General features: G+C 61.3%; 21 protein-coding genes. 10 read left to right on the forward strand and 11 right to left on the reverse strand.

Annotation, left to right across the window (positions count from 1 at the left end; all coding sequences use genetic code 11):
• Window positions 1–213: 213 nt before the first annotated feature.
• From C5750_RS19465 to C5750_RS19490, 6 genes are all read left to right on the forward strand, one after another.
• Complete coding sequence (locus C5750_RS19465) at window positions 214–1,713, forward strand: replicative DNA helicase (RefSeq protein ID WP_105735809.1); 1,500 nt, start codon at window positions 214–216, stop codon at window positions 1,711–1,713.
• A 4-nt stretch (window positions 1,714–1,717) separates the two neighbouring features.
• A complete protein-coding gene (alr, locus tag C5750_RS19470; RefSeq protein ID WP_105735811.1) occupies window positions 1,718–2,884 on the forward strand; it encodes an alanine racemase in 1,167 nt (388 codons plus the stop codon).
• Window positions 2,884–4,284: a DNA repair protein RadA gene (gene radA, locus C5750_RS19475; protein WP_105735813.1), complete on the forward strand. Its 1,401-nt coding sequence runs from the start codon at window positions 2,884–2,886 to the stop codon at window positions 4,282–4,284. Before alr ends, radA begins: the two co-directional genes overlap by 1 nt.
• A gap of 59 nt (window positions 4,285–4,343) precedes the next feature.
• A complete protein-coding gene (locus C5750_RS19480; protein ID WP_105735815.1) occupies window positions 4,344–4,934 on the forward strand; it encodes a CvpA family protein in 591 nt (196 codons plus the stop codon).
• 118 nt (window positions 4,935–5,052) lie between these two features.
• A complete protein-coding gene (gene purF / locus C5750_RS19485) occupies window positions 5,053–6,546 on the forward strand; it encodes an amidophosphoribosyltransferase (RefSeq protein WP_425350492.1) in 1,494 nt (497 codons plus the stop codon).
• A 17-nt stretch (window positions 6,547–6,563) separates the two neighbouring features.
• The gene (locus tag C5750_RS19490) at window positions 6,564–7,316 is read left to right on the forward strand and encodes an SDR family NAD(P)-dependent oxidoreductase (protein WP_105735819.1); all 753 of its coding nucleotides are present in this window, start codon (window positions 6,564–6,566) and stop codon (window positions 7,314–7,316) included.
• 7 nt (window positions 7,317–7,323) lie between these two features.
• On the opposite strand, the gene C5750_RS19495 is transcribed toward C5750_RS19490, so the two are convergent.
• The gene (locus C5750_RS19495) at window positions 7,324–8,388 is read right to left on the reverse strand and encodes a helix-turn-helix domain-containing protein (RefSeq protein WP_105735821.1); all 1,065 of its coding nucleotides are present in this window, start codon (window positions 8,386–8,388) and stop codon (window positions 7,324–7,326) included.
• Window positions 8,389–8,528: 140 nt separating this feature from the next.
• Here C5750_RS19495 and C5750_RS19500 point away from each other — a divergent pair, with 140 nt between their 5' ends.
• Window positions 8,529–9,239 carry a hypothetical protein gene (locus C5750_RS19500; RefSeq protein ID WP_105735823.1) on the forward strand — a complete coding sequence of 237 codons (711 nt, stop codon included), beginning with the start codon at window positions 8,529–8,531 and terminating at the stop codon, window positions 9,237–9,239.
• Window positions 9,240–9,269: 30 nt separating this feature from the next.
• Window positions 9,270–10,307: an alpha/beta hydrolase family protein gene (locus tag C5750_RS19505; protein ID WP_105735825.1), complete on the forward strand. Its 1,038-nt coding sequence runs from the start codon at window positions 9,270–9,272 to the stop codon at window positions 10,305–10,307.
• Between the two features lie 43 nt (window positions 10,308–10,350).
• On the opposite strand, the gene pssA is transcribed toward C5750_RS19505, so the two are convergent.
• From pssA to C5750_RS19535, 6 genes are all read right to left on the reverse strand, one after another.
• Window positions 10,351–11,121, reverse strand: a complete 771-nt coding sequence (gene pssA, locus C5750_RS19510; protein ID WP_245421182.1) for a CDP-diacylglycerol--serine O-phosphatidyltransferase — start codon at window positions 11,119–11,121, stop codon at window positions 10,351–10,353.
• A gap of 85 nt (window positions 11,122–11,206) precedes the next feature.
• Window positions 11,207–11,950, reverse strand: a complete 744-nt coding sequence (locus C5750_RS19515; protein ID WP_280952422.1) for a phosphatidylserine decarboxylase — start codon at window positions 11,948–11,950, stop codon at window positions 11,207–11,209.
• A 120-nt stretch (window positions 11,951–12,070) separates the two neighbouring features.
• Window positions 12,071–13,969 carry an ABCB family ABC transporter ATP-binding protein/permease gene (locus C5750_RS19520; RefSeq protein ID WP_425350493.1) on the reverse strand — a complete coding sequence of 633 codons (1,899 nt, stop codon included), beginning with the start codon at window positions 13,967–13,969 and terminating at the stop codon, window positions 12,071–12,073.
• A 2-nt stretch (window positions 13,970–13,971) separates the two neighbouring features.
• Window positions 13,972–14,307: an ArsR/SmtB family transcription factor gene (locus C5750_RS19525; protein ID WP_245421170.1), complete on the reverse strand. Its 336-nt coding sequence runs from the start codon at window positions 14,305–14,307 to the stop codon at window positions 13,972–13,974.
• Window positions 14,308–14,438: 131 nt separating this feature from the next.
• Window positions 14,439–14,849 (reverse strand): hypothetical protein, encoded by a 411-nt coding sequence (locus C5750_RS19530; protein ID WP_105735833.1) that lies wholly within the window; start codon window positions 14,847–14,849, stop codon window positions 14,439–14,441.
• Between the two features lie 15 nt (window positions 14,850–14,864).
• Entirely contained in the window at window positions 14,865–16,184 is a 1,320-nt protein-coding gene (locus C5750_RS19535) for a LysM peptidoglycan-binding domain-containing protein (protein ID WP_105735835.1), read from the reverse strand.
• A gap of 339 nt (window positions 16,185–16,523) precedes the next feature.
• Between C5750_RS19535 and C5750_RS19540 the strand changes: the two genes are divergently transcribed.
• Window positions 16,524–17,129 carry an LOG family protein gene (locus tag C5750_RS19540; protein ID WP_105735837.1) on the forward strand — a complete coding sequence of 202 codons (606 nt, stop codon included), beginning with the start codon at window positions 16,524–16,526 and terminating at the stop codon, window positions 17,127–17,129.
• 19 nt (window positions 17,130–17,148) lie between these two features.
• Window positions 17,149–18,159: a CorA family divalent cation transporter gene (locus C5750_RS19545; RefSeq protein WP_158531318.1), complete on the forward strand. Its 1,011-nt coding sequence runs from the start codon at window positions 17,149–17,151 to the stop codon at window positions 18,157–18,159.
• On the opposite strand, the gene rarD is transcribed toward C5750_RS19545, so the two are convergent.
• The 4 genes from rarD to C5750_RS19565 all read right to left on the reverse strand — a co-directional run bounded on the left by rarD (window position 18,148) and on the right by C5750_RS19565 (window position 21,698).
• Window positions 18,148–19,065 carry an EamA family transporter RarD gene (gene rarD / locus C5750_RS19550; protein WP_105735841.1) on the reverse strand — a complete coding sequence of 306 codons (918 nt, stop codon included), beginning with the start codon at window positions 19,063–19,065 and terminating at the stop codon, window positions 18,148–18,150. The two genes, C5750_RS19545 and rarD, sit on opposite strands and share 12 nt — an antisense overlap.
• 155 nt (window positions 19,066–19,220) lie before the next feature.
• The gene (gene cimA / locus C5750_RS19555) at window positions 19,221–20,834 is read right to left on the reverse strand and encodes a citramalate synthase (RefSeq protein WP_105735843.1); all 1,614 of its coding nucleotides are present in this window, start codon (window positions 20,832–20,834) and stop codon (window positions 19,221–19,223) included.
• The gene (locus tag C5750_RS19560; RefSeq protein ID WP_105735845.1) at window positions 20,831–21,325 is read right to left on the reverse strand and encodes a GFA family protein; all 495 of its coding nucleotides are present in this window, start codon (window positions 21,323–21,325) and stop codon (window positions 20,831–20,833) included. The genes cimA and C5750_RS19560 overlap by 4 nt, the downstream gene beginning before the upstream one ends.
• Window positions 21,315–21,698 carry an endonuclease domain-containing protein gene (locus C5750_RS19565; protein WP_105735847.1) on the reverse strand — a complete coding sequence of 128 codons (384 nt, stop codon included), beginning with the start codon at window positions 21,696–21,698 and terminating at the stop codon, window positions 21,315–21,317. The genes C5750_RS19560 and C5750_RS19565 overlap by 11 nt, the downstream gene beginning before the upstream one ends.
• Window positions 21,699–21,725: the final 27 nt, after the last annotated feature.

Below are 21,725 nucleotides of genomic sequence, written 5' to 3' on the forward strand. Positions count from 1 at the left end.
CGTATTCTACCAAGTGCGCGGTGGACATTGGCAGGAGAACGCGCTTAAGCCTCCCCACGGGCTGCCGAATAGCCTAGAATCAGCAAATGCGAATCGCGCAAGAGACGTGGCCAATCTTTTTCCCCTCTGTGGATAGCGGGGTCTAAGGTTGTTACCTGCATTGCCTAGGATTCGCGGCGCAGGCCATAGTTAATTCGAACGGGAAAAAATACCATGGCTGAGGCAGCACGCAAATTCATCGAGGTACGGGAAAACGCGGACAAGCTTTACCGCGAAGCGCCGAACAATATCGAAGCCGAACAGGCGCTGCTCGGGGCCATTCTCATCAACAATGATGCGTTTTACCGGGTCTCCGACTTTCTCAAGCCCGTGCATTTCTACGAGCCGCTGCACCGCAAGATTTTCGAAGTGTCGTCGGACATGATCCGCATGGGCAAGATGGCCAATCCCGTGACGCTGAAGACTTTTCTGCCCGTGGAGGAGAAAGTCGGCGAGATGACGGTGATGCAGTATCTGGCGCGCCTGGCCGCCGAAGCTGTCACGGTCATCAATGCCGAAGATTATGGCCGCGCCATTTACGATCTTGCCACGCGCCGCGCGCTGATCACCATCGGCGAGGACATGGTCAACATCGCCTATGACGCGCCGGTGGACGTGGCGCCGCAAGGCCAGATCGAGGATGCCGAGCGCCGCCTGTTCGAACTGGCGGAAACCGGCCGCTACGATGGCGGCTTCCAGACCTTCACCGATGCGGTGAAAACCGCCGTCGACATGGCCAATGCCGCCTTCATGCGCGACGGGCACCTGTCCGGCGTCTCCACCGGCATCCATTCGCTCGACAACCGCATGGGCGGCCTGCAGCCCTCGGATCTGATCGTGCTCGCCGGCCGTCCGGGCATGGGCAAGACCTCGCTGGCCACCAACATCGCGTTCAACATTGCCGCGGCCTACGAGTCCGAGCAGCTGGCGGACGGGACGATGAAGGCCAAGAATGGCGGCGTCGTCGGCTTCTTCTCGCTCGAAATGTCGTCGGAGCAGCTGGCCACCCGTATTATTTCCGAGCAGTCGGAGATCAGTTCATCGAAAATCCGCCGCGGCGAAATCAACGAGGCTGAATTCGAAAAGCTCGTCGCCTGCTCGCAGCACATGCAGAAGGTGCCGCTCTATATCGACCAGACCGGTGGTATTTCCATTGCGCAGCTCGCAGCCCGCGCCCGGCGGCTGAAGCGTCAGCGCGGCCTTGACGTTCTGGTCATCGACTATATCCAGCTGATGCAGGGCTCGTCCAAAAAGGCCTCGGAAAACCGCGTGCAGGAAATCACCGAAATCACCACGGGTTTGAAAGCGCTCGGCAAGGAACTCAATACCCCGATCATCGCGCTGTCGCAGCTCTCCCGTCAGGTGGAAAGCCGCGAAGACAAGCGCCCGCAGCTCTCCGACCTGCGTGAATCCGGGTCGATCGAGCAGGACGCCGACGTGGTGATCTTCGTCTATCGCGACGAATACTACATCAAGAACAAAGAGCCGAAGGAAGGCACCGAGGAACATTTCAAATGGCAGGCCGACCTCAAGGAAGCCATGGGCAAGGCGGAAGTCATCATCGCCAAGCAGCGTCACGGCCCGACGGGCACGGTGAAGCTGGCCTTCCAGGCGGAGTTCACCCGGTTCACCGACCTTGCGGAAGATTCACACCTGCCAGAACGCTTCGAGTAATCAATTGAACAGCACAAAACCCCATGTCACCACCGCAGGCGCCGATCCACGCCTGGCGGGCGGGCGGCTTACCATCGATCTCGATGCGCTCGTGGCCAACTGGACGTTCCTTGCGGAAAAATCGAAACCGGCGCAGGCCAGCGCCGTCGTCAAGGCCGACGCCTACGGGCTCGGCATCGACCATGTCGTACCTGTCCTGCACGATGCCGGCTGCCGGACCTTCTTCGTGGCACTGGTCGAGGAAGGTTTGCGGGTCAAGGCAATCGCACCGGATGCGCGGGTGTTTGTGCTGAACGGCCTGTTTGCCGAAGCGCGCCCGGTGTTCGAAGCATCGGGACTGATCCCGGTCCTCGGTTCCCACTACGAAATCGACCTGTGGACCGGCGCCAATGCCGTGAGCGGGCTGAAACTGCCCTATGCCCTGCATGTGGATACGGGCATGAACCGGCTGGGCCTGACCGTGGCCGAAGCGCTCGACTTCGCCGCGAATGCCAGGGAAATGCCCGTTCTGGTCATGACGCATCTGGCAACGGCGGATGAGCCCGGTCACGTGCTCAACCAGCGGCAATTTGAGTCATTTCAAACGCTTCGCGCTGCCTTTGCAGGCATTGAATCAAGCGCGTCCAACTCCTCCGGTATTTTTCATGCGGTCTCCAATGGCGGCGAGTTGAGCCGTCCAGGCATTGCCATGTATGGCGGCGAGGCGCTGGCCGGTGTGGCCAATCCCATGCGCCCCGTGGTGACGCTGGAAGCGCGCATCGTGCAAATCCGCACCAGCCCCAAGGGCGAGACGGCGGGTTATGGCGCCACGGCGCTTTTGGAACGCGATACGCGCATTGCCATCAGCTCAGTGGGTTATGCGGACGGCTATCTGCGTTCGCTGTCGGGCAGCGGCACGCCGCTGCGCAACGTCGTGCCCAAGGGCGGCGAAGGCTTTGTCGCCGGTCACAAAGTACCGGTGCTCGGCCGCGTGACCATGGATATGGTATCCTTCGATATCACCGACCTGCCCGAGGACGCCGTCAAGCCAGGCGATCACGTCGAGCTGTTCGGCCGCAATATTGCCCTGGACGATGCAGCGCGCGCTGCGGGCTCCATCGGCTTCGAACTTTTGACCAGCCTTGGAAACCGCTACCACCGCCGCTACCTCTATTCCGGAAAAGGCGCCTGATGGCCAAGGCAAGAATTCAGTTCATCTGCCAGAACTGCGGTGCCGTGCACACGCGCTGGGCGGGCAAGTGCGATTCCTGCGGCGAATGGAACACACTGGTCGAGGAAGGCACGGCGGGCGGCATCGGCAGCGGTCCCGGCAAGCTGTCCGGCCGCAAGGGGCGCGCCGTCGCCCTCACCTCGCTGTCCGGGGAAATCGAGGATGCACCGCGCATCCAGTCCGGCATCGGTGAACTGGACCGGGTCACCGGCGGCGGTTTCGTGCGCGGTTCGGCCATTCTGGTGGGCGGCGACCCCGGCATCGGCAAATCCACCCTGCTGACCCAGGCGGCTGCCGCACTGGCGCGGCAGGGCCACAAGGTCATCTATGTCTCGGGCGAAGAAGCGGTGGCGCAGATCCGCCTGCGGGCGCAGCGTCTGCATGCCGCCGACACCGATGTGCTTCTGGCCGCCGAAACCAATGTCGAGGATATCCTCGCCACCATTTCCGATTCCAAGCGGCCCGATCTCATCATCATCGATTCGATCCAGACCCTGTGGACGGATGCCGCCGATTCGGCGCCGGGTACCGTTACGCAGGTGCGCGCCGGGGCCCAGGCGATGATCCGCTTTGCCAAGCAGACCGGCGCGGCCGTGGTTCTGGTCGGCCATGTCACCAAGGACGGCCAGATCGCCGGGCCGCGCGTCGTCGAGCACATGGTGGATGCGGTGCTGTATTTCGAAGGCGAAGGCGGCCACCACTACCGCATCCTGCGCACGGTGAAGAACCGTTTCGGCCCGACCGACGAGATCGGCGTGTTTGAAATGTCCGACCGCGGCCTGCGCGAAGTTGCCAACCCGTCGGAGCTTTTTCTCGGCGAACGCAATGACAAATCGCCGGGCGCCGCGGTTTTTGCCGGAATGGAAGGCACCCGGCCGGTGCTCGTCGAAATTCAGGCGCTGGTGGCACCCTCGACACTCGGCACGCCGCGCCGTGCGGTCGTCGGCTGGGACGGCGGCCGCCTTTCGATGATTCTGGCGGTGCTTGAGGCCCATTGCGGCGTGCGGTTCGGCCAGCACGACGTTTACCTGAATGTGGCGGGCGGATACCGGATTTCCGAGCCCGCAGCCGATCTTGCGGTTGCATCTGCACTGGTTTCCTCAATTGCCGGTATTGCCCTTCCGGCCGATTGCGTCTATTTCGGCGAAGTCAGCTTGTCTGGCGCCGTTCGCCCGGTGGCGCATGCGGTGCAGCGGCTGAAGGAAGCAGAGAAGCTTGGGTTCAAGCAGGCTGTTCTTCCCAAGGGAAGCAACGACGTGCCGAAAGGACGCAATGCCCATCTGACCGAGACCGCTTCGCTGCCGGACCTTGTGGCCCGGATTGCGGCGTCCGGTCCTGGTAAAACGAAACGCGACGACTGACGCGGCACAGTCCTTCTGAGAGGGCGTGCGGGTCGGAATTGGATTGGGGATACATGTAAATGCCTATTACGTTGCTAGACGGAATTCTTTTGGGCATCACCCTCGTTTCGGCGGTTCTGGCCATGGTGCGCGGCTTTTCGCGCGAAGTGCTGTCCGTCGTGTCATGGGCAGCGGCGGCGGCCGCCGCCTATCTCTTCTACAAGCCGGTCGTACCCTTCCTCGCGCCCTATATCAGCAATGAGACCATTGCCCAGATCGCGGCCGCCGGCATCGTCTTCATCGTCACGCTGATCATCGTCTCCGTCATCACCATGAAGATTGCCGATTTCATCATCGACAGCCGTATCGGCGCGCTCGACCGTACGCTCGGCTTCCTCTTCGGCGCGGCGCGCGGCGTTCTTCTCGTGGTTGTCGCGATGCTGTTTTTCAACTGGCTCGTCACGGACAACCAGCCCGCCTGGGTGGCACAGGCCAAGTCCAAGCCGATGATCGACTCACTCGGCGCAAAGCTGATTAGCCTTTTGCCGGAAGACCCGGAATCAACCATCCTGAAGCGTCTGAAGCCCGGCTCGAGCCATACTCCTGACGCAACGACGGCACCTGAACCCAAGGAAGATATCCCGCCGGAAGGCACGACACCGAAACCTTGAGGGGTTTTCGAGGTGCGACAAACGGTTAACTTGGCGTTTGCGTGGTAATACCCCACATAGTGTGGCATAATGGAATGACAGATCTTACAGTTGAATCTGCGGCGAAAGGCTTGCGGTAATGACCGACATTTTTCGTGATGAGACCCCTCTCATGTCCCTTGACGACGACACACTGCATGAAGAGTGCGGTGTGTTTGGCATTTTGGGGCACCCCGATGCCGCCACGCTGACGGCGCTGGGCCTGCATGCCCTGCAGCATCGCGGGCAGGAAGCGGCGGGTATCGTCTCCTATGACGGCAGCAAGTTCTGCTCGGAACGCCGCATGGGCCTTGTCGGCGACCATTACACCAACCCCGCCACGCTGGCGCAGCTGCCCGGCGACCGCGCCATCGGCCATGTGCGCTATTCCACGACAGGCGATGCGGCGCTGCGCAATGTGCAGCCGCTGTTTGCCGAACTGGAAATCGGCGGCATCGCCATCGCCCATAACGGCAATTTCACCAACGGCCTGACGATGCGCCGCAAGCTGATCGCCGACGGCGCGATCTGCCAGTCCAATTCCGACACGGAAGTGGTGCTGCATCTCATCGCCCGTTCGCGCAGCACATCGTCGAGCGACCGTTTCGTCGATGCGATCCGCCAGATGGAAGGCGGCTATGCCATGCTCGCCCTCACCCGCACCAAGCTGATCGCCGCGCGCGATCCGATCGGCATCCGCCCGCTCGTCATGGGTGATCTCGACGGCAAGCCGATCTTCGCCTCCGAAAGCTGCGCGCTTGACATCATCGGCGCGAAGTTCGTGCGCGACATCGAGAACGGCGAAGTCGTCGTCTGCGAAATCCAGAGCGATGGCACCATCAGCATTGAAGCCTTCAAGCCGCAATCGCCGAAGCCGGAACGCATCTGCCTGTTCGAATATGTCTATTTTGCCCGCCCGGATTCCGTTGTCGGCGGCCGCAACGTCTACACCGCCCGCAAGAACATGGGCATCAACCTGGCCAAGGAAGCACCGCTGGACGCCGACGTCGTCGTCCCGGTTCCCGACGGCGGCACGCCTGCGGCCATCGGCTTTGCCCAGGCGAGCGGCATTCCATTCGAGCTCGGTATCATCCGCAACCATTATGTCGGCCGCACCTTCATCGAGCCGACCCAGTCGATCCGCGCCTTCGGCGTCAAGCTCAAGCATTCGGCCAACCGCGCCGTGATCGAAGGCAAGCGTGTGGTTCTGGTCGACGATTCCATCGTGCGCGGCACCACGTCGGTCAAGATCGTGCAGATGATCCGCGACGCCGGGGCACGGGAAGTGCATATCCGCGTCGCCAGCCCGATGATCTATCATCCGGATTTCTACGGCATCGACACGCCGGATGCGGACAAGCTCCTGGCCAACCAGCACGCGACCCTTGCCTCCATGTGCCAGTATATCGGCGCGGATTCGCTGGAATTCCTGTCCATCGACGGGCTGTACAAGGCGGTCAGCGGGGCACCGCGCGATGCACAGGCGCCGCTGTTCACCGACCACTACTTCACTGGCGATTACCCGACCCGGCTGGTTGACCGGGACGGCATCAGCAATGTGCGCCAGTTCTCGCTTCTCGCAAACAATGGCTAACGGTTGAGTTCCCATTCATGATTTCTGACGGCAGTTTCCGGCTGGACGGCAAGCTTGCGCTTGTCACCGGCGCATCCCGCGGCATCGGTTATTTCCTTGCCAAAGATCTGGCAGCGCGCGGTGCGCATGTGATTGCCGTCGCCCGCACGGTGGGCGGGCTGGAAGAGCTGGACGATGAAATCAAGGCAGCGGGCGGCACGGCAACGCTGGTGCCGCTGGACCTGACCGACATGCCCGCCATCGACCGGCTCGGCGGCTCCATCCATGAGCGCTGGGGCAAGCTCGACATTCTCGTCGCCAATGCCGGTATCCTCGGCACGATTTCGCCGATCGGCCATGTCGAAGCAAAAGTCTTCGACAAGCTGATGAACATCAACGTCACCAGCGTCTGGCGGCTGATCCGCAGCACCGACCCGCTGCTAAAACTTTCCGAGGCGGGCCGTGCGGTGCTGCTGTCATCAGGCGTTGCCCACTCCGCCCGCGCCTATTGGGGCCCCTATGCGGCATCCAAGGCCGCTGTCGAGGTGATGGGCCGCAGCTGGGCCGAGGAAGCGCGCCAGACAAAACTGCGCATCAATTCGGTCAATCCCGGCGCGACACGCACCGCCATGCGGGCGCAGGCCGTGCCGGGCGAAGACCCCGACACACTGCCGACGGCGGCGGAGGTGGCCGCCAAGATCGCGCTCATCCTCGATCCGAGGATCGACGCTACCGGCAAGCTCTACGATGTGCGCGCGGGAAAACTGCTGGGCTACAACGACCCGAGCTGAGAGCTGATCATCCCGCGAGGCGAATAATTGCCGCGCCGGATTTGCCGGCGGCAAGCGCCCTGGCGCGCCAGGCCTTCGGGCTCATGCCGGTGACACGCAGGAACTCGCGGTTGAAGTTGGACTTGGTCTGGAACCCGGCATCGAACATGATGCCGGTGACGGCGCGATCCGTATCCGCCAGCAGGCGGCAGGCCTCCCGCACCCTGTAATCATTGACATAATGCGAGACGCTCATCGCCTTGACCCGGTTGACGGCCATCGACACCTGCCGGGCGGGCAGGCTCATCTTGCGGGCCAGGCGGTTGAGGTTGAGATCGGCATCCCGGTAGAGTTCCCGCGCCTGCATCAGCCGGTCAAGCGCGGCGGCGATGTCCGCGTCTTCGGCGGTGGGCAGCACCGGAGGAGCCGTATCTTCCACGGTGGTTTCGTCCCGCTCTTCCGGGCGGCTGGCTCCGGCTATGGTGGCCGCGCTCCCGAGGACGAGCAGGGCCAGGACATTGCCTATGGCAATGATGCGGGCGGAATGGCTGCCGTCCGACTGGGCAAAATCCCAGCTGATGACGATATCGATGACAGCGGAACTCGCCACGGCAAAGGCAGTGAGCTGCAGCGCCCGGTAGGAACTGATGACGCCGTCCAATCGGGATGAACCCAATGCGTCGGGCCCGGCAAAGGCGAGACGGCAGAGGGCAATGCCATAGCCCGCGAACACCAGGATGATAACCAGCGATATCGGGGCGGGCCAGAAGGCGATGAGGCCGATCACCACGAGCGTCGGCAAGAGGTGCAGCAGCAACCACGGACGTTGGGCTGGCGGCCGCTCGCTGCGCAGGCCGTCAAAGCTCAGCCATGCCAGCGTGGCGATGACAACGGCAAGCACGGCCTGGACCGGCAGGACCTCCAGCACATCGTAGCCCCAGCGCACCCCGATCACCACCGATTGCAGGGCATAGACCGACACCAGGGCGAGAAAGAACGGATTTCTGTCATTGCTATCGCTTCGCCGGATCATCTGAACGAGAAGAACGACAAGCAGGACGGCAACGACAAAGGGCAATGGCACAAACAGCATGGAACCTGCGACCGGAACGAGTGGATGAGGCCCACTATGTCCTGAAACGCGATCGCGGACGACCTGAATTGCGATCAAGGTCGAATTTCAGCGGACAGCGCCCTCCTCTGCTTGCCACGCCAAGCCACAGGAGCCCCATCATGCTGAGCCTTATCACCGCCATTCTGCTTTTCTTCGGAACCATAACCCCCAGCGCCGCCGAGGCAGAACAGGCCAAGCCGCCGCTCGATATCGCTGCGATCAACAGCGTCGCCATAACAGGAGAAGCCAGCAGCATCGTGTTCACTGCGGGCGATGGCCCGCCCTATCAGGCACGGATCATCGCCACCCGGTCCGGCTGGTTCTCCGGCTGGTATTCGAGCTGGTTCGCCGATCAATGCGCCACCCGCACCACCATGGAGATCAGGGAACAGACGCTGCGCATCCATGTGATCAATGCGCCGTTTCTGAGCCTTTCCGACTGCGCGGTGCTGATCCGCGCCAGCCTGCCCGCCGGCAGCGATGTCAGCATCGAACAGGCAGCACTGCAGGCCCGGCTGACCGGCGACTATGGTGCCGTGCGCATCAAGGGCCATGCGGCGGATTTTGCGCTCGATGGGCACGCGGCGAGCCTCGATATTTCCGGTGATGCCGTGCGCAGCGACCTGCGCTTTGCCCGCGTCAGCAGCAGCGAAACGATCCGGCTCGATTCCCGCGCGCTCGACGCCTCCTTCGCCTTCGGCAAGGACGTTTCCATCAGCTACGCCGTGGATGCCAAGGCTTCGCTTGTCGACAGCAAGCGGGACAGCACGTCCGGTGCCAAACCCGCGATCAGCATCAAAAGCGACTATGCCCGCGTGACGATCCGCTAATCTCCACCTCTTCAAACAAGGAACATTATCATGAGATTTTTCAGTGCCGCAGCTCTGGTCGTTTTGGGTGTGTTTTGGCCTCTTCAACAGGCGCTTGCCGACCAAATTGCCGGCGTACAATTTCTGTCGATTCCAAGTCCGGCCCGCTCGAAGCCGCTCGACGTCACCATATGGTACCCAGCAAGCGACGGAAGCCATCCCATTCTCGTTGGCGACGACATACTGTTCAAGGGGACCGAAGCTTTCATGAATGCACCCGTTCAATCAGGGCGCCATCCATTGATCGTACTTTCGCATGGTTCTGGCGGCTCGGTCATTGGTCTTGCCTGGATTGCGACGGCGCTTGCAAAAGCCGGTTATGTGGTCGCGGGTCCGGATCATCCGGGAACAACGCGCGGAAATTCCACGCCAATCGAAACGACCATGCTTTGGCAACGGACAAATGATCTGTCAGTGCTTCTCGACAATTTGACCACAACGTCCAAATGGAGCGATTCCATAAATGTCGGTGAAATCGGTGTCTTGGGTTTTTCGCTGGGCGGCCATACGGCATTGTCGATTGGCGGCGGTCAAGTCCGGCGGAATGATTATGCCGATTATTGTGATCAGTTCAAAACGATGCCGGACTGCGTTTGGTTTGCCAGCGGTCATGTCAATCTACGCTCGATTGATAAGGAATTGTTCGAACAATCCAATCGCGATGACCGCATTCAATCTGTCGTGGCGATTGATCCCTCAGTCATCCGGGCATTCACAGCGACGAGTTTGAAAAACATCCAGATTCCTGTGGACGTCATAAACCTTGGGACAACAGATACGATTCCTGTCGCGGTGGAAGCCAGTGCAGTCGTTGGGCAAATACCCCATGGTTCGCGAGAAACGGTCCCCGACGCTGTCCACTTCACTTTTCTGCCTGAATGCCAGCCAGATGGCCATGAGATCCTGAAGAAATTCGGCGAAACGGATCTCCTCTGCGACGATGGCGGCGGCCGCTCGCGCAGCGCCATTCATGCGCAGCTGATCGATATGATTACCAAGGCGTTCGACCGGACGCTCAAAGCGCAATAGATGCGCTGCAAAATCATTGTGCGTGTCGAACCACGCACAGAGCTTATGCAGTTCCCTCAGACGGTGCGGACTCTGAAACGGCAGCGGCGGCAGCAGCATCCGCCGCCTCGTGCCGCTTCCACGCACGGGCGCTGAACGGCAGGCTCAGGAAGAAGCCGATGGTGGTCAGCGTCAGCGTCTGCCACGTATAGCTCATCAGGAACGCCACATAGACCACGATGAACAAAAAGCTCGGCATCACCCAGTCGGAGCGCAGTTTTGTTCCGGCTGCCTTGCCGCTGAAGACAGGCAGGCGGCTGATCATCAGGATCGCCACGCACACCGTATAGGCGGCACCGGCAAAGGCCAGCGGCCTTGTCGGCGCGAGGCCGAGAAAGCCGAGATAAACCGGCAGCATCACCAGCATGGCCCCCGCCGGGGCGGGAACGCCGGTGAAAAAATTGCTCTGCCATGCCGGCTTGCCGACGATGTCGAGCATGACATTGAAGCGGGCGAGGCGCAGACAGCAGGCGATGCAATAGAGCAGCGCGGCGATCCAGCCGAAGGAGCGGGCCTGATCCAGCATATAGGCATAGAGCACCAGTGCGGGCGCCACGCCGAAATTGACGATATCGGCCAGCGAATCCATCTGCGCGCCGAATTTTGTCGAGCCCTTCATCATGCGGGCGATGCGCCCGTCAATGCCGTCGAGGAAGGCGGCGAGAAGCACCATCGACACCGCCAGTTCAAAGCGGTTCTCGAAAGCCAGCCGGATGCCGGTCAAACCGGCGCAGATGGCCAGAACCGTGATCACATTGGGCACGAGGTAGCGCATGGGGATACGCGAACCGGCGGCCTCCTGCACCTGCGGCTTTTCGTCGAACAGCGGATCGGTCTCGGGTTCGTTCATTGACCGTGCCTCAGCTGATCCGGACCAGCGGAGCGCTCGGCTCGCCGCCGAATTCCGCCAGCACGCTTTCGCCGCCGACGGCGGTCTGGCCAACGGCAACGCGCGGTGCAAAGCCTTCCGGCAGATAGACGTCGAGGCGCGAGCCGAAGCGGATCAGGCCGAAGCGTTCGCCGATGGAAATGGAATTGTTTTCATCGACCCAGCAGACAATGCGGCGGGCGACGAGACCGGCGATCTGCACCACGGCCACCTGGCCATTGGGACTGTCGATGACGACGCCGTTGCGCTCATTCTCCGAACTTGCCTTGTCGAGTTCCGCATTGAGGAATTTGCCCGGCTTGTGGACAATGGTGGTGATGCGTCCGCGCACCGGAGCGCGGTTGATATGGCAGGAGAACACGTTCATGAACACGGAAATGCGGGTCATTTCACGCTCGCTAAGGTTGAGCTCGCGCGGCGGCACGGCGGGCCCGACAGCGGAAACGATGCCATCGGCCGGGCTGATCACCAGCCGGTCGTCGGTCGGGGTGACGCGCTGCGGATCGCGATAGAAATAGATGCACCAGGCGGTGAGGATGAGGCCGATCCAGAACAGCGGTTCCCAGAAATAGCCGAGAACCACGGTCACACCGGCAAACCCGGCGATGAACGGATAGCCTTCCCGATGAATGGGGACCAGAGTGTTGCGGAAGGAGTCGACAAGGCTCATTGGTTTGTTCCTGACAGCGCCGGGTGCTCGCCGGGCAGCATACACGCCGCGCCGGAATTTCGCGTTACTTATCGGAGATTGGCAGCGGGGGCAAACCTTTCAACCCGGCTTGCACCGTTCATCAGCAGAATTCTTCCGCATTCCATTTTTTCCGGCTGCGACTTTTCACGGCTCGACGGCGACATCCAAGGCCGGCTTGCCGCGAACGACGACACCCAGATCGTCCTCCTCGCGCACCTTGCGCAGGCGTTCTTCGGCCTCGGTTGCCTCGCGCTGGCGGTTCCACATGGAGGCATAGAGGCCGTTTTCGGCCAAAAGCGCCGCATGACGGCCGCGTTCGGCAATCACGCCGTCCTTGAGCACGATGATCTCGTCGGCGCCGATGATCGTCGACAGGCGGTGGGCGATCACCAGCGTGGTGCGGTCGCGGCTGACCAGATCGAGCGAAGCCTGGATTTCGTGTTCCGTGGCGCTGTCGAGCGCCGAGGTCGCCTCGTCGAGGATCAGGATCGGCGGCGCCTTCAAAATGGTGCGGGCAATGGCAACGCGCTGCTTTTCGCCGCCTGACAGTTTCAGGCCGCGCTCACCGACCATGGCATTGTAGCCCTCCGGCAGGCTCTGGATGAAACTGCCGATCTGGGCGAGTTCCGCCGCATTGCGCACTTCCTCTTCGGTCGCCGTGATGCGGCCGTAGCGGACATTGTAGGCGATGGTATCGTTGAACAGCACCGTATCCTGCGGCACCATGCCGATGACAGCGCGCAGGCTTTCCTGCGTCACGTCGCGGATATCCTGGCCATCAATGCTGATCGAGCCGCCCTGGATATCGTAGAAGCGGTAGAGCAGGCGCGACAGGGTGGATTTGCCCGCGCCCGACGGGCCGACAATGGCAACGGTCTTGCCGGCGGGAACCTCGAAGCTCACCCCCTTGAGGATCGGGCGCTTGGGATCATAGGCGAACGCCACATTGTCAAAGCGCACGGCGCCGCGCTCGATCACCAGCGGCCTGGCACCGGGCTTGTCGGTGACTTCCTGCTCGACATCGAGAAGGTCGAACATCTGTTCGATATCGGTCAGCCCCTGGCGCACTTCGCGGTAGATGAAGCCGATGAAATTGAGCGGGATGGAAAGCTGCATCAGCATGGCATTGATGAAGACGAAATCGCCGAGGGTCTGCGTGCCGGCCAGCACCTCCCTGCCCGACATGATCATCATGACCGCCATGCCGATGCCGAAAATCACCGACTGGCCAAAGTTCAGCCAGCCGAGCGAGGTCCAGATGCGGGTCGCCGAGATTTCATAGCGCGCCATAGCCGCATCGAAGCGGCTGGCCTCCATCTGCTCGTTGCCGAAATATTTGACTGTCTCGAAGTTCAAGAGCGAGTCGATGGCCTTGGTGTTGGCGTCCGTGTCGGAATCGTTCATGTCGCGGCGGATGCTGATCCGCCAGTCGCTGGCGCGGATGGTGAACCAGGTATAGAGCCAGACCGTCGCCACGACCACGGCGAGATAGGACAGGCCATAGGCGAACGCGAAAATCACCGCGGTCATCAGGAATTCGATGATCGTCGGCGCGGTGTTGAGGATGGTGAAGCGGACGATGGTTTCAATGCCCTTGGTGCCGCGCTCGATGATGCGCGACAGGCCGCCGGTGCGCCGCTCGACGTGGAAGCGCAGCGACAGGTTGTGCATGTGCACGAATGTCCGGTAGGCAAGCTTGCGCACCGCATATTGCCCGACACTGGCAAACAGCGCGTCGCGCAGCTGGTTCAAGCCTGCCTGAACGATGCGGGCGGCATTGTAGGCCGCCACCAGCATCAGCGGACCGACGAGAATGAGCGGCACCAGATCGGACGGCACGAACTTGCCGTTCAGGGCGTTGGTCGCCCATTTGAAGAAATAGGGCACCAGAATGAGGATGACCTTGGAAATCAGCAGATAGAACGAGGCCCAGACGACCCGCATTTTCAGGTCGGGACGTTCATCCGGCCACATGTAAGGCCAAAGATTGCGGATGGTCTGCAGCGTTTTGCCAGACTCGGCGGAGACAGTTTTTTCAGCCACGGCTATTCCTTGATGGCCGCAGCGGCTATCCGCGCTGCCGGCACAATGGTATCGGGCGGACAGCACAGATTGGCCATATCGCTGACAAGGGCGGCGACATCGGCAAAGGCGTCCGGATTGATGCTGTAATGGGAACTCTGGCCGGACTGGCGGTAATTCACCAGACCTGCATCGACCAGTATTTTCAGATGCTGCGATACGGTCGACTGCGCCAGATCAAGCGTTGCGACGATATCCTTGCAGCAGGATGCGTTCAGCCCGGCCAGCTGCCGGACGATGCGCAGGCGCGCGGGATGGGCAAGCGCGGTTAGAATCCGCGCCGTTTGCGCATCTGACATCGCCTGTTGAAATCGGTTGCTGCATTTCATCGTTCATCGGCGATAAACGATATAATTTTCCAATGCAAGGGTAAAAGCAGGTCATCCATGCCATGCAGACGCGGATCTGGAGCATATCCGGCGCTCAAGCATCAGAAAAAGCCGTTGAGGAATGCCGCCGTCCGATCCGAGATTCCGACGATCTTGTCGGTTGCCTGGCGGTAGAACTTGAAGTTGAGTTCCGTGCCGGGTTCACCATCCTTCCAGTCGGTAAGATGCTTGAGTTCCCGCCTGCCCAGCGGTCGCACGGCAAGGGCATCGCGCCGGATCGTCACGCTGACGCGCGGCGTTTGCCTGATGACGCCGCTCGTCCTGGCGATGGCTTCGGCTGAGATGACGGCACCCCGGGCAACAAGCCCCTGCCCGCCCTCGTTCTCGCTGGCAAAGAGAAAGACCGTGTCCCCGGCGGCGATATGCTTGCCGCCATACATGGTCTTCTGCGCGGCGAATGCGAATAGTTCCGCCCGCGGATCGCGAATCTCGGCTTTGATCGCGAATGCCACCCGTCCATCCTCCCGCTATTGCGGCGCCGGCTTGTCCTTGTCCGGCAAGGCAAAGACCTGGCCGGGGAAAATCCTGTTCGGGTTCTGGATCTGCTCCTTGTTGGCCAGATAAATCGTCGTGTAGCGCACACCCGCACCGTAGGTCCGGCGCGAAATTGTCCACAGGTTGTCGCCGCGCCGGATGATGACCGAACCATCGACATTGCGAAGCGGCTTGGCCGTATCGGCGCCGGGCGCCGTTTCGCTGCCGGCGGCCGGGGCTGTCCCGGCGGAAGCCTGCGGCGCTGCATCCGGTGTTCCCGCCGCGGGGGCCGGTGTTGCCGATGGTGCGACGGCGGACACGCGCTGGCCCGCTTCGCGCTTGAAAGGCACCGCAGCGCGGGCAATGACGGTCACGCCGTCCTTTTCGACCATATCAGCACGGATGATATAGTCGCCCACCGGCAGATCACGGGTTGTCTGCACGAGAAAGTGGCCGTCGGCACCTGTCTTGGTCGAGCCGATCAGATTGTCATTGGCATAGACCTTGACCATGTAGCCGGCATCGGCAATTCCGGCGATGAACAGTTTGCTGCCTTCGATCTCCACCGCTTCAACGACGATGCGGGCTTTGGCCGCTGGCTGCTTGACCGGCTTGGCGCCGGTCGGCGCCGCTGCTGCGGCGGGCTGGTTCGAAGCCGCCTGACCAGCTGGTGCTTCCGGCACGGTGATCAGCCGGCTCGGCTGGCCGGATTGCTCGACAAGCGCCAAGACCTGTCCCGATTTGGTTTCGGGAATGGAGACGATCGCCGTTTCCAGCGATGTCATGGCGCTGCCATCGGGTGCGGTCGAGCGCAGGACCAGCTGATAGTCGCCGGGCTTCAGCGGATCATCGAGAACAATGACGAAATCGCCATTGGGCGATGCCTTGGTGGTTCCAAGAATATCGCCGCGGGCCAGAAGGTCCACCTTGGCATTGTTGGCGGCCTTGCCTGCCAGAACGATTGTCCCCTTGGGGTCAACGCGCAGCACATCGAAGGCTGGAGCACCGGGCTTGCCCTCGGCTGCCTCAACCTGCGGCGTCGCCGTGCCCGCGGCAGGCTGGGCGGCGGGTGCCACTGTGCTGGCCGAAGACGCAGCTGGAGCGGCTGGAGCTGCAGTTTGCGGCTGTTCGGCCGGTTTTGCTGCAGGCGTTTGCGCGGTTGGCGCCGATGCGTTTTCCGGTGCGTTTCCGCTCGCCGTTACGGCCGGTGTATTGGAAGTCGGCTTACCCGGAACAAACCCCAGATAGGCAGCCGCCAGCCCCACGGCGACAACAACTCCAAACCCCAATAGTGCAAACTTGTTCTTGACCATCGAACCCCAACCCTTTTGTTCTTTTTGCTCTAGTGGTCCGATTCTGACATTTGCCCCCCATTGATACAAGCCAAATAAGCAAATGTCAGAATCAAAGGACCACTAGCAAGTCTATGATTCTAGTGGAACTTTGAATTTGACATTCGCATGCTGCAGGTGATGTCAAACGGAACGCGAATGTCAAATTCGTTCCACTAGCGCCTTTTCTGCTCCGCCACAAGAAAACCGTTTAGATTCAGCCTCATTCTTTGTGATTATTCTACCAGATTCGCAATTCGAGACTTTTGCCGCATCCGCAACGGCTTGACGTTTCACCGCACAGAAGGCACCACTTTTCAAATGAGCAAGATTCGATCCATCTGCGTTTACTGCGGCTCGTCTCCGGGCCGCGATCCGATTTACAAACAGAGCGGCAAGATGCTGGGCAAATCCATTGCCGAAAACGGGCTTGAGCTGGTTTACGGCGGCGGCACCAAAGGCATCATGGGCGCCGTTGCCGACGGTGTCATGTCGGCGGGCGGCAAGGTCACCGGCATCATTCCAAAGTTCCTGATGAACAAGGAAGCGACCGAGCATGCGCTCGGCCAATTGTCGGAGCTGGTCGTCACCGAAGACATGCATGAGCGCAAGCACAAGATGTTCGAGCGCTCCGACGCCTTCGTCACCCTGCCCGGCGGCATCGGCACGGTGGAGGAGATCGTCGAGATCATGACCTGGGCGCAGCTCGGGCGCCACCGCAAGCCAATGGTGTTCGCCAACATCAACGGGTTCTGGAATCCGATGCTTGCCCTCATCGATCACATGAAGGCGGAAGGCTTCGTGCATACGTCACATTTGGTCAATCCGCTTGTGGTAGAACGCCCGGAAGATATCGTTCCGGCGATCCTCAATGCAGCTGCAAGAGGCGACCGGGACGGCGACGAAGCAATCATCGAACGGCTGTAGCCGGAAGGAGCGGGATTTCATGGTTCAAACGCTGAGCTTAGATCCTGCCCCCGACGCCAAGCTTCTCCCCCAGGACGACTTCGTCATATCCTACCGGTTCGGCAGCGATGGAGCGCTGCTGTCCGAACCTGCCGCCGTGACGGACAAGGCATGGACCTGGAAGAGCTATGCGCTGGCCGATGCGCGCGCCCGGCGCAGCCTCGAAGCGGACAGGAGCCTGCCGGAGAGCGTGCGCGAGGCCTTTCTGTCCTCCGGCGATCAATGCCAGATCAGCTTCGAGGACGGCTGGCTGTTCGGCGAGCTGCCGGATCTGCAGCACGAGCACTATGGCGATCCGCGCGAACTCGGCTATTTCCGCTTTGCCTTCGACAAGAACCTGTTCATCAGCGGCCGCAGGCATCCGCTGCAATCGGTGGACGACGTGCGCCAGTCCATCAATCGCGGCAAGATCAGGCCGGCCGCACCGATCGCGCTGTTCAATGCGATTTTCCGGCGCTTTCTCGATCTGCTCAAGGCCGAGATCAACCGGCTTTCGGAAACGCTCGATTCCATCGAGGACCACATCGTCGGCGAAAAATGGCAGGGCGAGCGCGAGCGGCTGGTGCCGGTGCGCCGCCAGATCGTGGTGTTTCACCGCTATCTCACGGCTGCAACCAGCCTGTTCCGCCACATCGACCACGCGGACCGGCGCGCCCTGCCGGAAGATCTCGACGATCTGATCGAAGGCCTGTCGATCCGCGCGGCAACGCTGCATGCGGAAGGCGAGCAGCTGCAGCAGCGCGCGAGGCTGCTGCAGGACGAACTGCTGGCCAAGATGACTGACCAGTCCAACCGGTTTCTCTACGTGCTTTCCGTCATGACCGCCGTGCTGTTGCCAAGCAATGTCATCACCGGGCTGTTCGGCATGAACACGCCGGGCCTGCCCTTTGCCAACAGCGCGCACGGCTTCTGGGTGGTGGCGCTGCTCGCGGTGATCATCTCGGCCATGGTCTACCTGATCGTCCGCAGGATCGGCGGATCAGGGCGTTAGAGCCTTCGCCTTGCGCGATTCGTGCAGCATCGACCAGGTGTAGATTGCCAGCGCCGCCCAGATCAGCGCGAAGGCAATGAACTGGCTGTTGGAGAACGGCTCCTTGAACACGAAGATGGCGCACAGGAACACGATGGTCGGCGCGAGATACTGCATCAGGCCGATGGTGGTGTAGCGCAGGAGCTTTGCACCAAAAGCGTAGAGAATAAGCGGAATGGCCGTGGCCGGACCGGCAAAGAGCAGAAGGCCGATATCGTGGCCGCCGCCATTGACGAAATGGCTGGTCCCCTGCGCTACGGTCCAGGCAATGAAGCCCAGCGAGGGAATGGACAGGATCAGCACTTCCAGCATGAAGCCTTGCGTCGGGCCGATGGGCAAGGTCTTGCGGAAGAAGCCGTAGAAGCCGAAGCTGAAGGCAAGAACCAGCGAAATCCATGGCAGGCCGCCGGACGAATAGGTCAGGAGCAACACCGCGCAGGCGGCAAGGCCGACCGCCACCATCTGCGGGCGCGTCAGCTTTTCCGACAGGAAAATACTGCCGAGCACGACATTCACCAGCGGATTGATGTAATAGCCGAGCGCCGTGTCAACCGCATGGTTGGCCCCGATGGCCCAGACATAGGTGCCCCAGTTGATGGTGATCAGCGTCGCCGTCAATGTCGCCATGGCCAGCATGCGCGGTGTCGTCAAAGCGGTTCTCAGGTCATCAAAACGGCCCAGCCACCACAGGACAGCCCCGGCAATGGGAACCGACCAGACGATGCGGTGCGCCACCACTTCCAGCGCCGGCATGTAGGCGACGGCCTTCAGATAAAACGGCAGGATGCCCCACAGCAGATAGGCGGAAAGCGCAAAGATAAAGCCTTTCCTGCCGTCCGACATTCCCGGCCCTGCTTCAACTGCCATTGCCCCAGCTCCAGGGCCGCTCTGATTGATCTGTTCGCTCATGCGGCGATGCTCTACGACCATCGACCCATAACGTCCATTGAATTCGGCTGATCATTGCATCAAGGACCTTGATGTTTTCCAGCCGATTCCAGCCAGAAATGCGATAAATCTCTCTATTCGGCAGCGATTTTACCGGCCAGATCGCGATTTTTCATCAATTTATAGACGATTGAGTCCATCAGCGCCTGAAACGACGCATCGATGATATTGTCGGAAACCCCTACCGTCCACCAGCGCACATTGCTGGAATCCGTCGATTCGACCAGAACCCGGGTGATGGCTTCCGTGCCGCCATTGAGGATACGCACCTTGAAATCCGCCAGCACCAGATCGTCGATCTCGTGCTGATAGCGCCCCATATCCTTGCGCAGGGCCAGATCGAGCGCATTGACCGGGCCATGCCCTTCCGCCACGGACATGCGCTGCTCGCCATCCACCTCGACACGGACCACGGCTTCGGAAACGGTCTTGATGTTGCCATTGGCATCGAAGCGGCGTTCGACCATGCAGCGGAAGGATTCGACCTTGAAGAATTCCGGCACCGTGCCGAGCGTCCGCCGTGCCAGCAGCTCGAAGCTGGCATCGGCGCCCTCATAGGCATAACCTTCCGCCTCGTGTTCCTTGACCAGCGCGATCAGCGTATCGAGGCGCGGATCGTTTTTTGCAACGGAAATGCCGCGCCGTTCCAGTTCATTGATGAAATTGGACTTTCCGCCCTGATCCGACACCATCACCTTGCGGCGGTTCCCGACCGTCTCGGGCGGTATATGTTCGTAGGTGGCGGGTTCCTTGATCAGCGCCGAGGCATGAATGCCTGCCTTGGTGGCGAAAGCCGAAGCGCCGACAAAGGCGCCTTGCGCATTGGGGGCACGGTTGAGCAGTTCATCGAAACTGCGCGACAGGCGCGACAGGCCCTTCAGCTTTTCAGCGCTGATGCCCGTTTCAAAACGGTCCGACCAGGCGGGCTTGAGCGCCAGCGTCGGAATGAGCGTGATCAGGTTGGCATTGCCGCAGCGCTCGCCGATGCCGTTGAGCGTGCCCTGGATATGGCGCACGCCCGCATCGACGGCCGCAAGCGAATTGGCGACCGCCTGCTCCGTGTCGTTGTGGGCATGGATGCCGAGATGATCGCCGGGGATGGTTTTGGTGACGGCGCGGACGATCGCGCTGATTTCACCGGGCTGCGTGCCGCCATTGGTGTCGCACAGCACCACCCAGCGCGCGCCGGCGTCATAGGCGGTCTTGGCGCAGGCCATGGCATAATCCGGATTGGCCTTGTAGCCGTCGAAAAAATGCTCGCAATCGACGATGGCCTCCTTGCCCGCCTCGACCGCCGCCCGGACGGAGGCATCGATGGATTCGAGGTTCTCCTCATTGGTGCAACCAAGCGCGACGCGGACATGATAGTCCCAGCTTTTGCCGACAAAACAGACGACATCGGCCGAGGAGCGGATCAGCGCCGCCAGCCCCGGATCGTTGGATGCGGAGACACCGGCGCGCTTGGTCATGCCGAAAGCGGCGAACTTGGCGTGGCTGGTGCGCTTCTCCGCAAAGAAGGCCGTGTCGGTCGGATTGGCGCCGGGATAGCCGCCCTCGACATAATCGAGGCCAAACTCATCGAGCATGCCGGCGATGACCTTCTTGTCCTCGACCGAAAAATCGATGCCCGGCGTCTGCTGCCCGTCGCGCAAGGTCGTGTCGAAGAGATAAACGCGTTCTTTTGTCACTTGCCCGCCACTCCCAACGGCCATGCATCCGTATCATGATCGGGATGCTGGTTGGACACCATTGTCTTGAGGAATTCGATCGATTCCGGATCGCCATCGGATCTGTGGCCCGGCAACAGGCTGAGATCATCGACATAGGGCAGCTTGTCCTCGATGCCCCATTGCACGAGCGGCGCCAGCTCCTCCGGATGGTCGAAGGCGCCGATGGCCAGCGCGACGCCATCCGGCGCCTCATAGGTCAGGGGCGTGCCGCAATCCGCGCAGAAGCCGCGCTGGACATGATTGGACGAACGGAAGCGCTTTGGCGCGCCGCGCGTCCACTCCAGGTGCGCCGTCCTGGCGGAGACCAGCGGCGCATAGAAATTGCCAAAGGCCTTCTGGCACATACGGCAGTGACAGATGGAGGTATCCGTCAGCGCGCCCTCGATGCGGAACCGCACCGCGCCGCACTGACAGCCGCCACTATAGACGGGCTTGTTATCAAGACTCATGGCTGTGGCTCCCCTTCAGCGCAACACGGACAATGTGCTGGCACACGCCTTCGATATCCCGCAGAACATCGTCATTCCAGAAACGCAGGACGACCCAGCCATCGGCTTCCAGCCGGCGGGTTCGGCCCAGATCATAGAGCAGATGATCATCTTCACCATGCTGCGAGCCATCGAGTTCCACAATCACCCGGCGGGAAGGGCAGGCAAAATCAACGATGTAACCGGCAATGGGCATTTGCCGCTTAAAGGCCAGCCCCATCAGCCGATGGGCGCGAACCGCATTCCACAGCTTCAGTTCTGCGCCGGTCAAAGTCCGGCGCATTGCCCTGGCATTGTTGCGCATTTTGGGGGCGACGGGTGTATGCGACGGCATGGTGCTCACCCCCCTCTGTCCTGCCGG

It is taken from the genome of Phyllobacterium myrsinacearum (assembly GCF_002980555.1).
GTDB lineage: Bacteria > Pseudomonadota > Alphaproteobacteria > Rhizobiales > Rhizobiaceae > Phyllobacterium > Phyllobacterium myrsinacearum.

Coding starts and splice junctions, on each gene's coding strand:
- C5750_RS19465 (WP_105735809.1), top strand. CDS start 214: ATGGCTGAGGCAGCACGCAAATTCATCGAGGTACGGGAAAACGCGGAC.
- radA (WP_105735813.1), top strand. CDS start 2,884: ATGGCCAAGGCAAGAATTCAGTTCATCTGCCAGAACTGCGGTGCCGTG.
- C5750_RS19480 (WP_105735815.1), top strand. CDS start 4,344: ATGCCTATTACGTTGCTAGACGGAATTCTTTTGGGCATCACCCTCGTT.
- purF (WP_425350492.1), top strand. CDS start 5,053: ATGACCGACATTTTTCGTGATGAGACCCCTCTCATGTCCCTTGACGAC.
- C5750_RS19490 (WP_105735819.1), top strand. CDS start 6,564: ATGATTTCTGACGGCAGTTTCCGGCTGGACGGCAAGCTTGCGCTTGTC.
- C5750_RS19495 (WP_105735821.1), bottom strand. CDS start 8,388: ATGCTGTTTGTGCCATTGCCCTTTGTCGTTGCCGTCCTGCTTGTCGTT.
- C5750_RS19500 (WP_105735823.1), top strand. CDS start 8,529: ATGCTGAGCCTTATCACCGCCATTCTGCTTTTCTTCGGAACCATAACC.
- C5750_RS19505 (WP_105735825.1), top strand. CDS start 9,270: ATGAGATTTTTCAGTGCCGCAGCTCTGGTCGTTTTGGGTGTGTTTTGG.
- pssA (WP_245421182.1), bottom strand. CDS start 11,121: ATGCGCTACCTCGTGCCCAATGTGATCACGGTTCTGGCCATCTGCGCC.
- C5750_RS19525 (WP_245421170.1), bottom strand. CDS start 14,307: ATGTCAGATGCGCAAACGGCGCGGATTCTAACCGCGCTTGCCCATCCC.
- C5750_RS19535 (WP_105735835.1), bottom strand. CDS start 16,184: ATGGTCAAGAACAAGTTTGCACTATTGGGGTTTGGAGTTGTTGTCGCC.
- C5750_RS19540 (WP_105735837.1), top strand. CDS start 16,524: ATGAGCAAGATTCGATCCATCTGCGTTTACTGCGGCTCGTCTCCGGGC.
- C5750_RS19545 (WP_158531318.1), top strand. CDS start 17,149: ATGGTTCAAACGCTGAGCTTAGATCCTGCCCCCGACGCCAAGCTTCTC.
- rarD (WP_105735841.1), bottom strand. CDS start 19,065: ATGGCAGTTGAAGCAGGGCCGGGAATGTCGGACGGCAGGAAAGGCTTT.
- C5750_RS19560 (WP_105735845.1), bottom strand. CDS start 21,325: ATGAGTCTTGATAACAAGCCCGTCTATAGTGGCGGCTGTCAGTGCGGC.
- C5750_RS19565 (WP_105735847.1), bottom strand. CDS start 21,698: ATGCCGTCGCATACACCCGTCGCCCCCAAAATGCGCAACAATGCCAGG.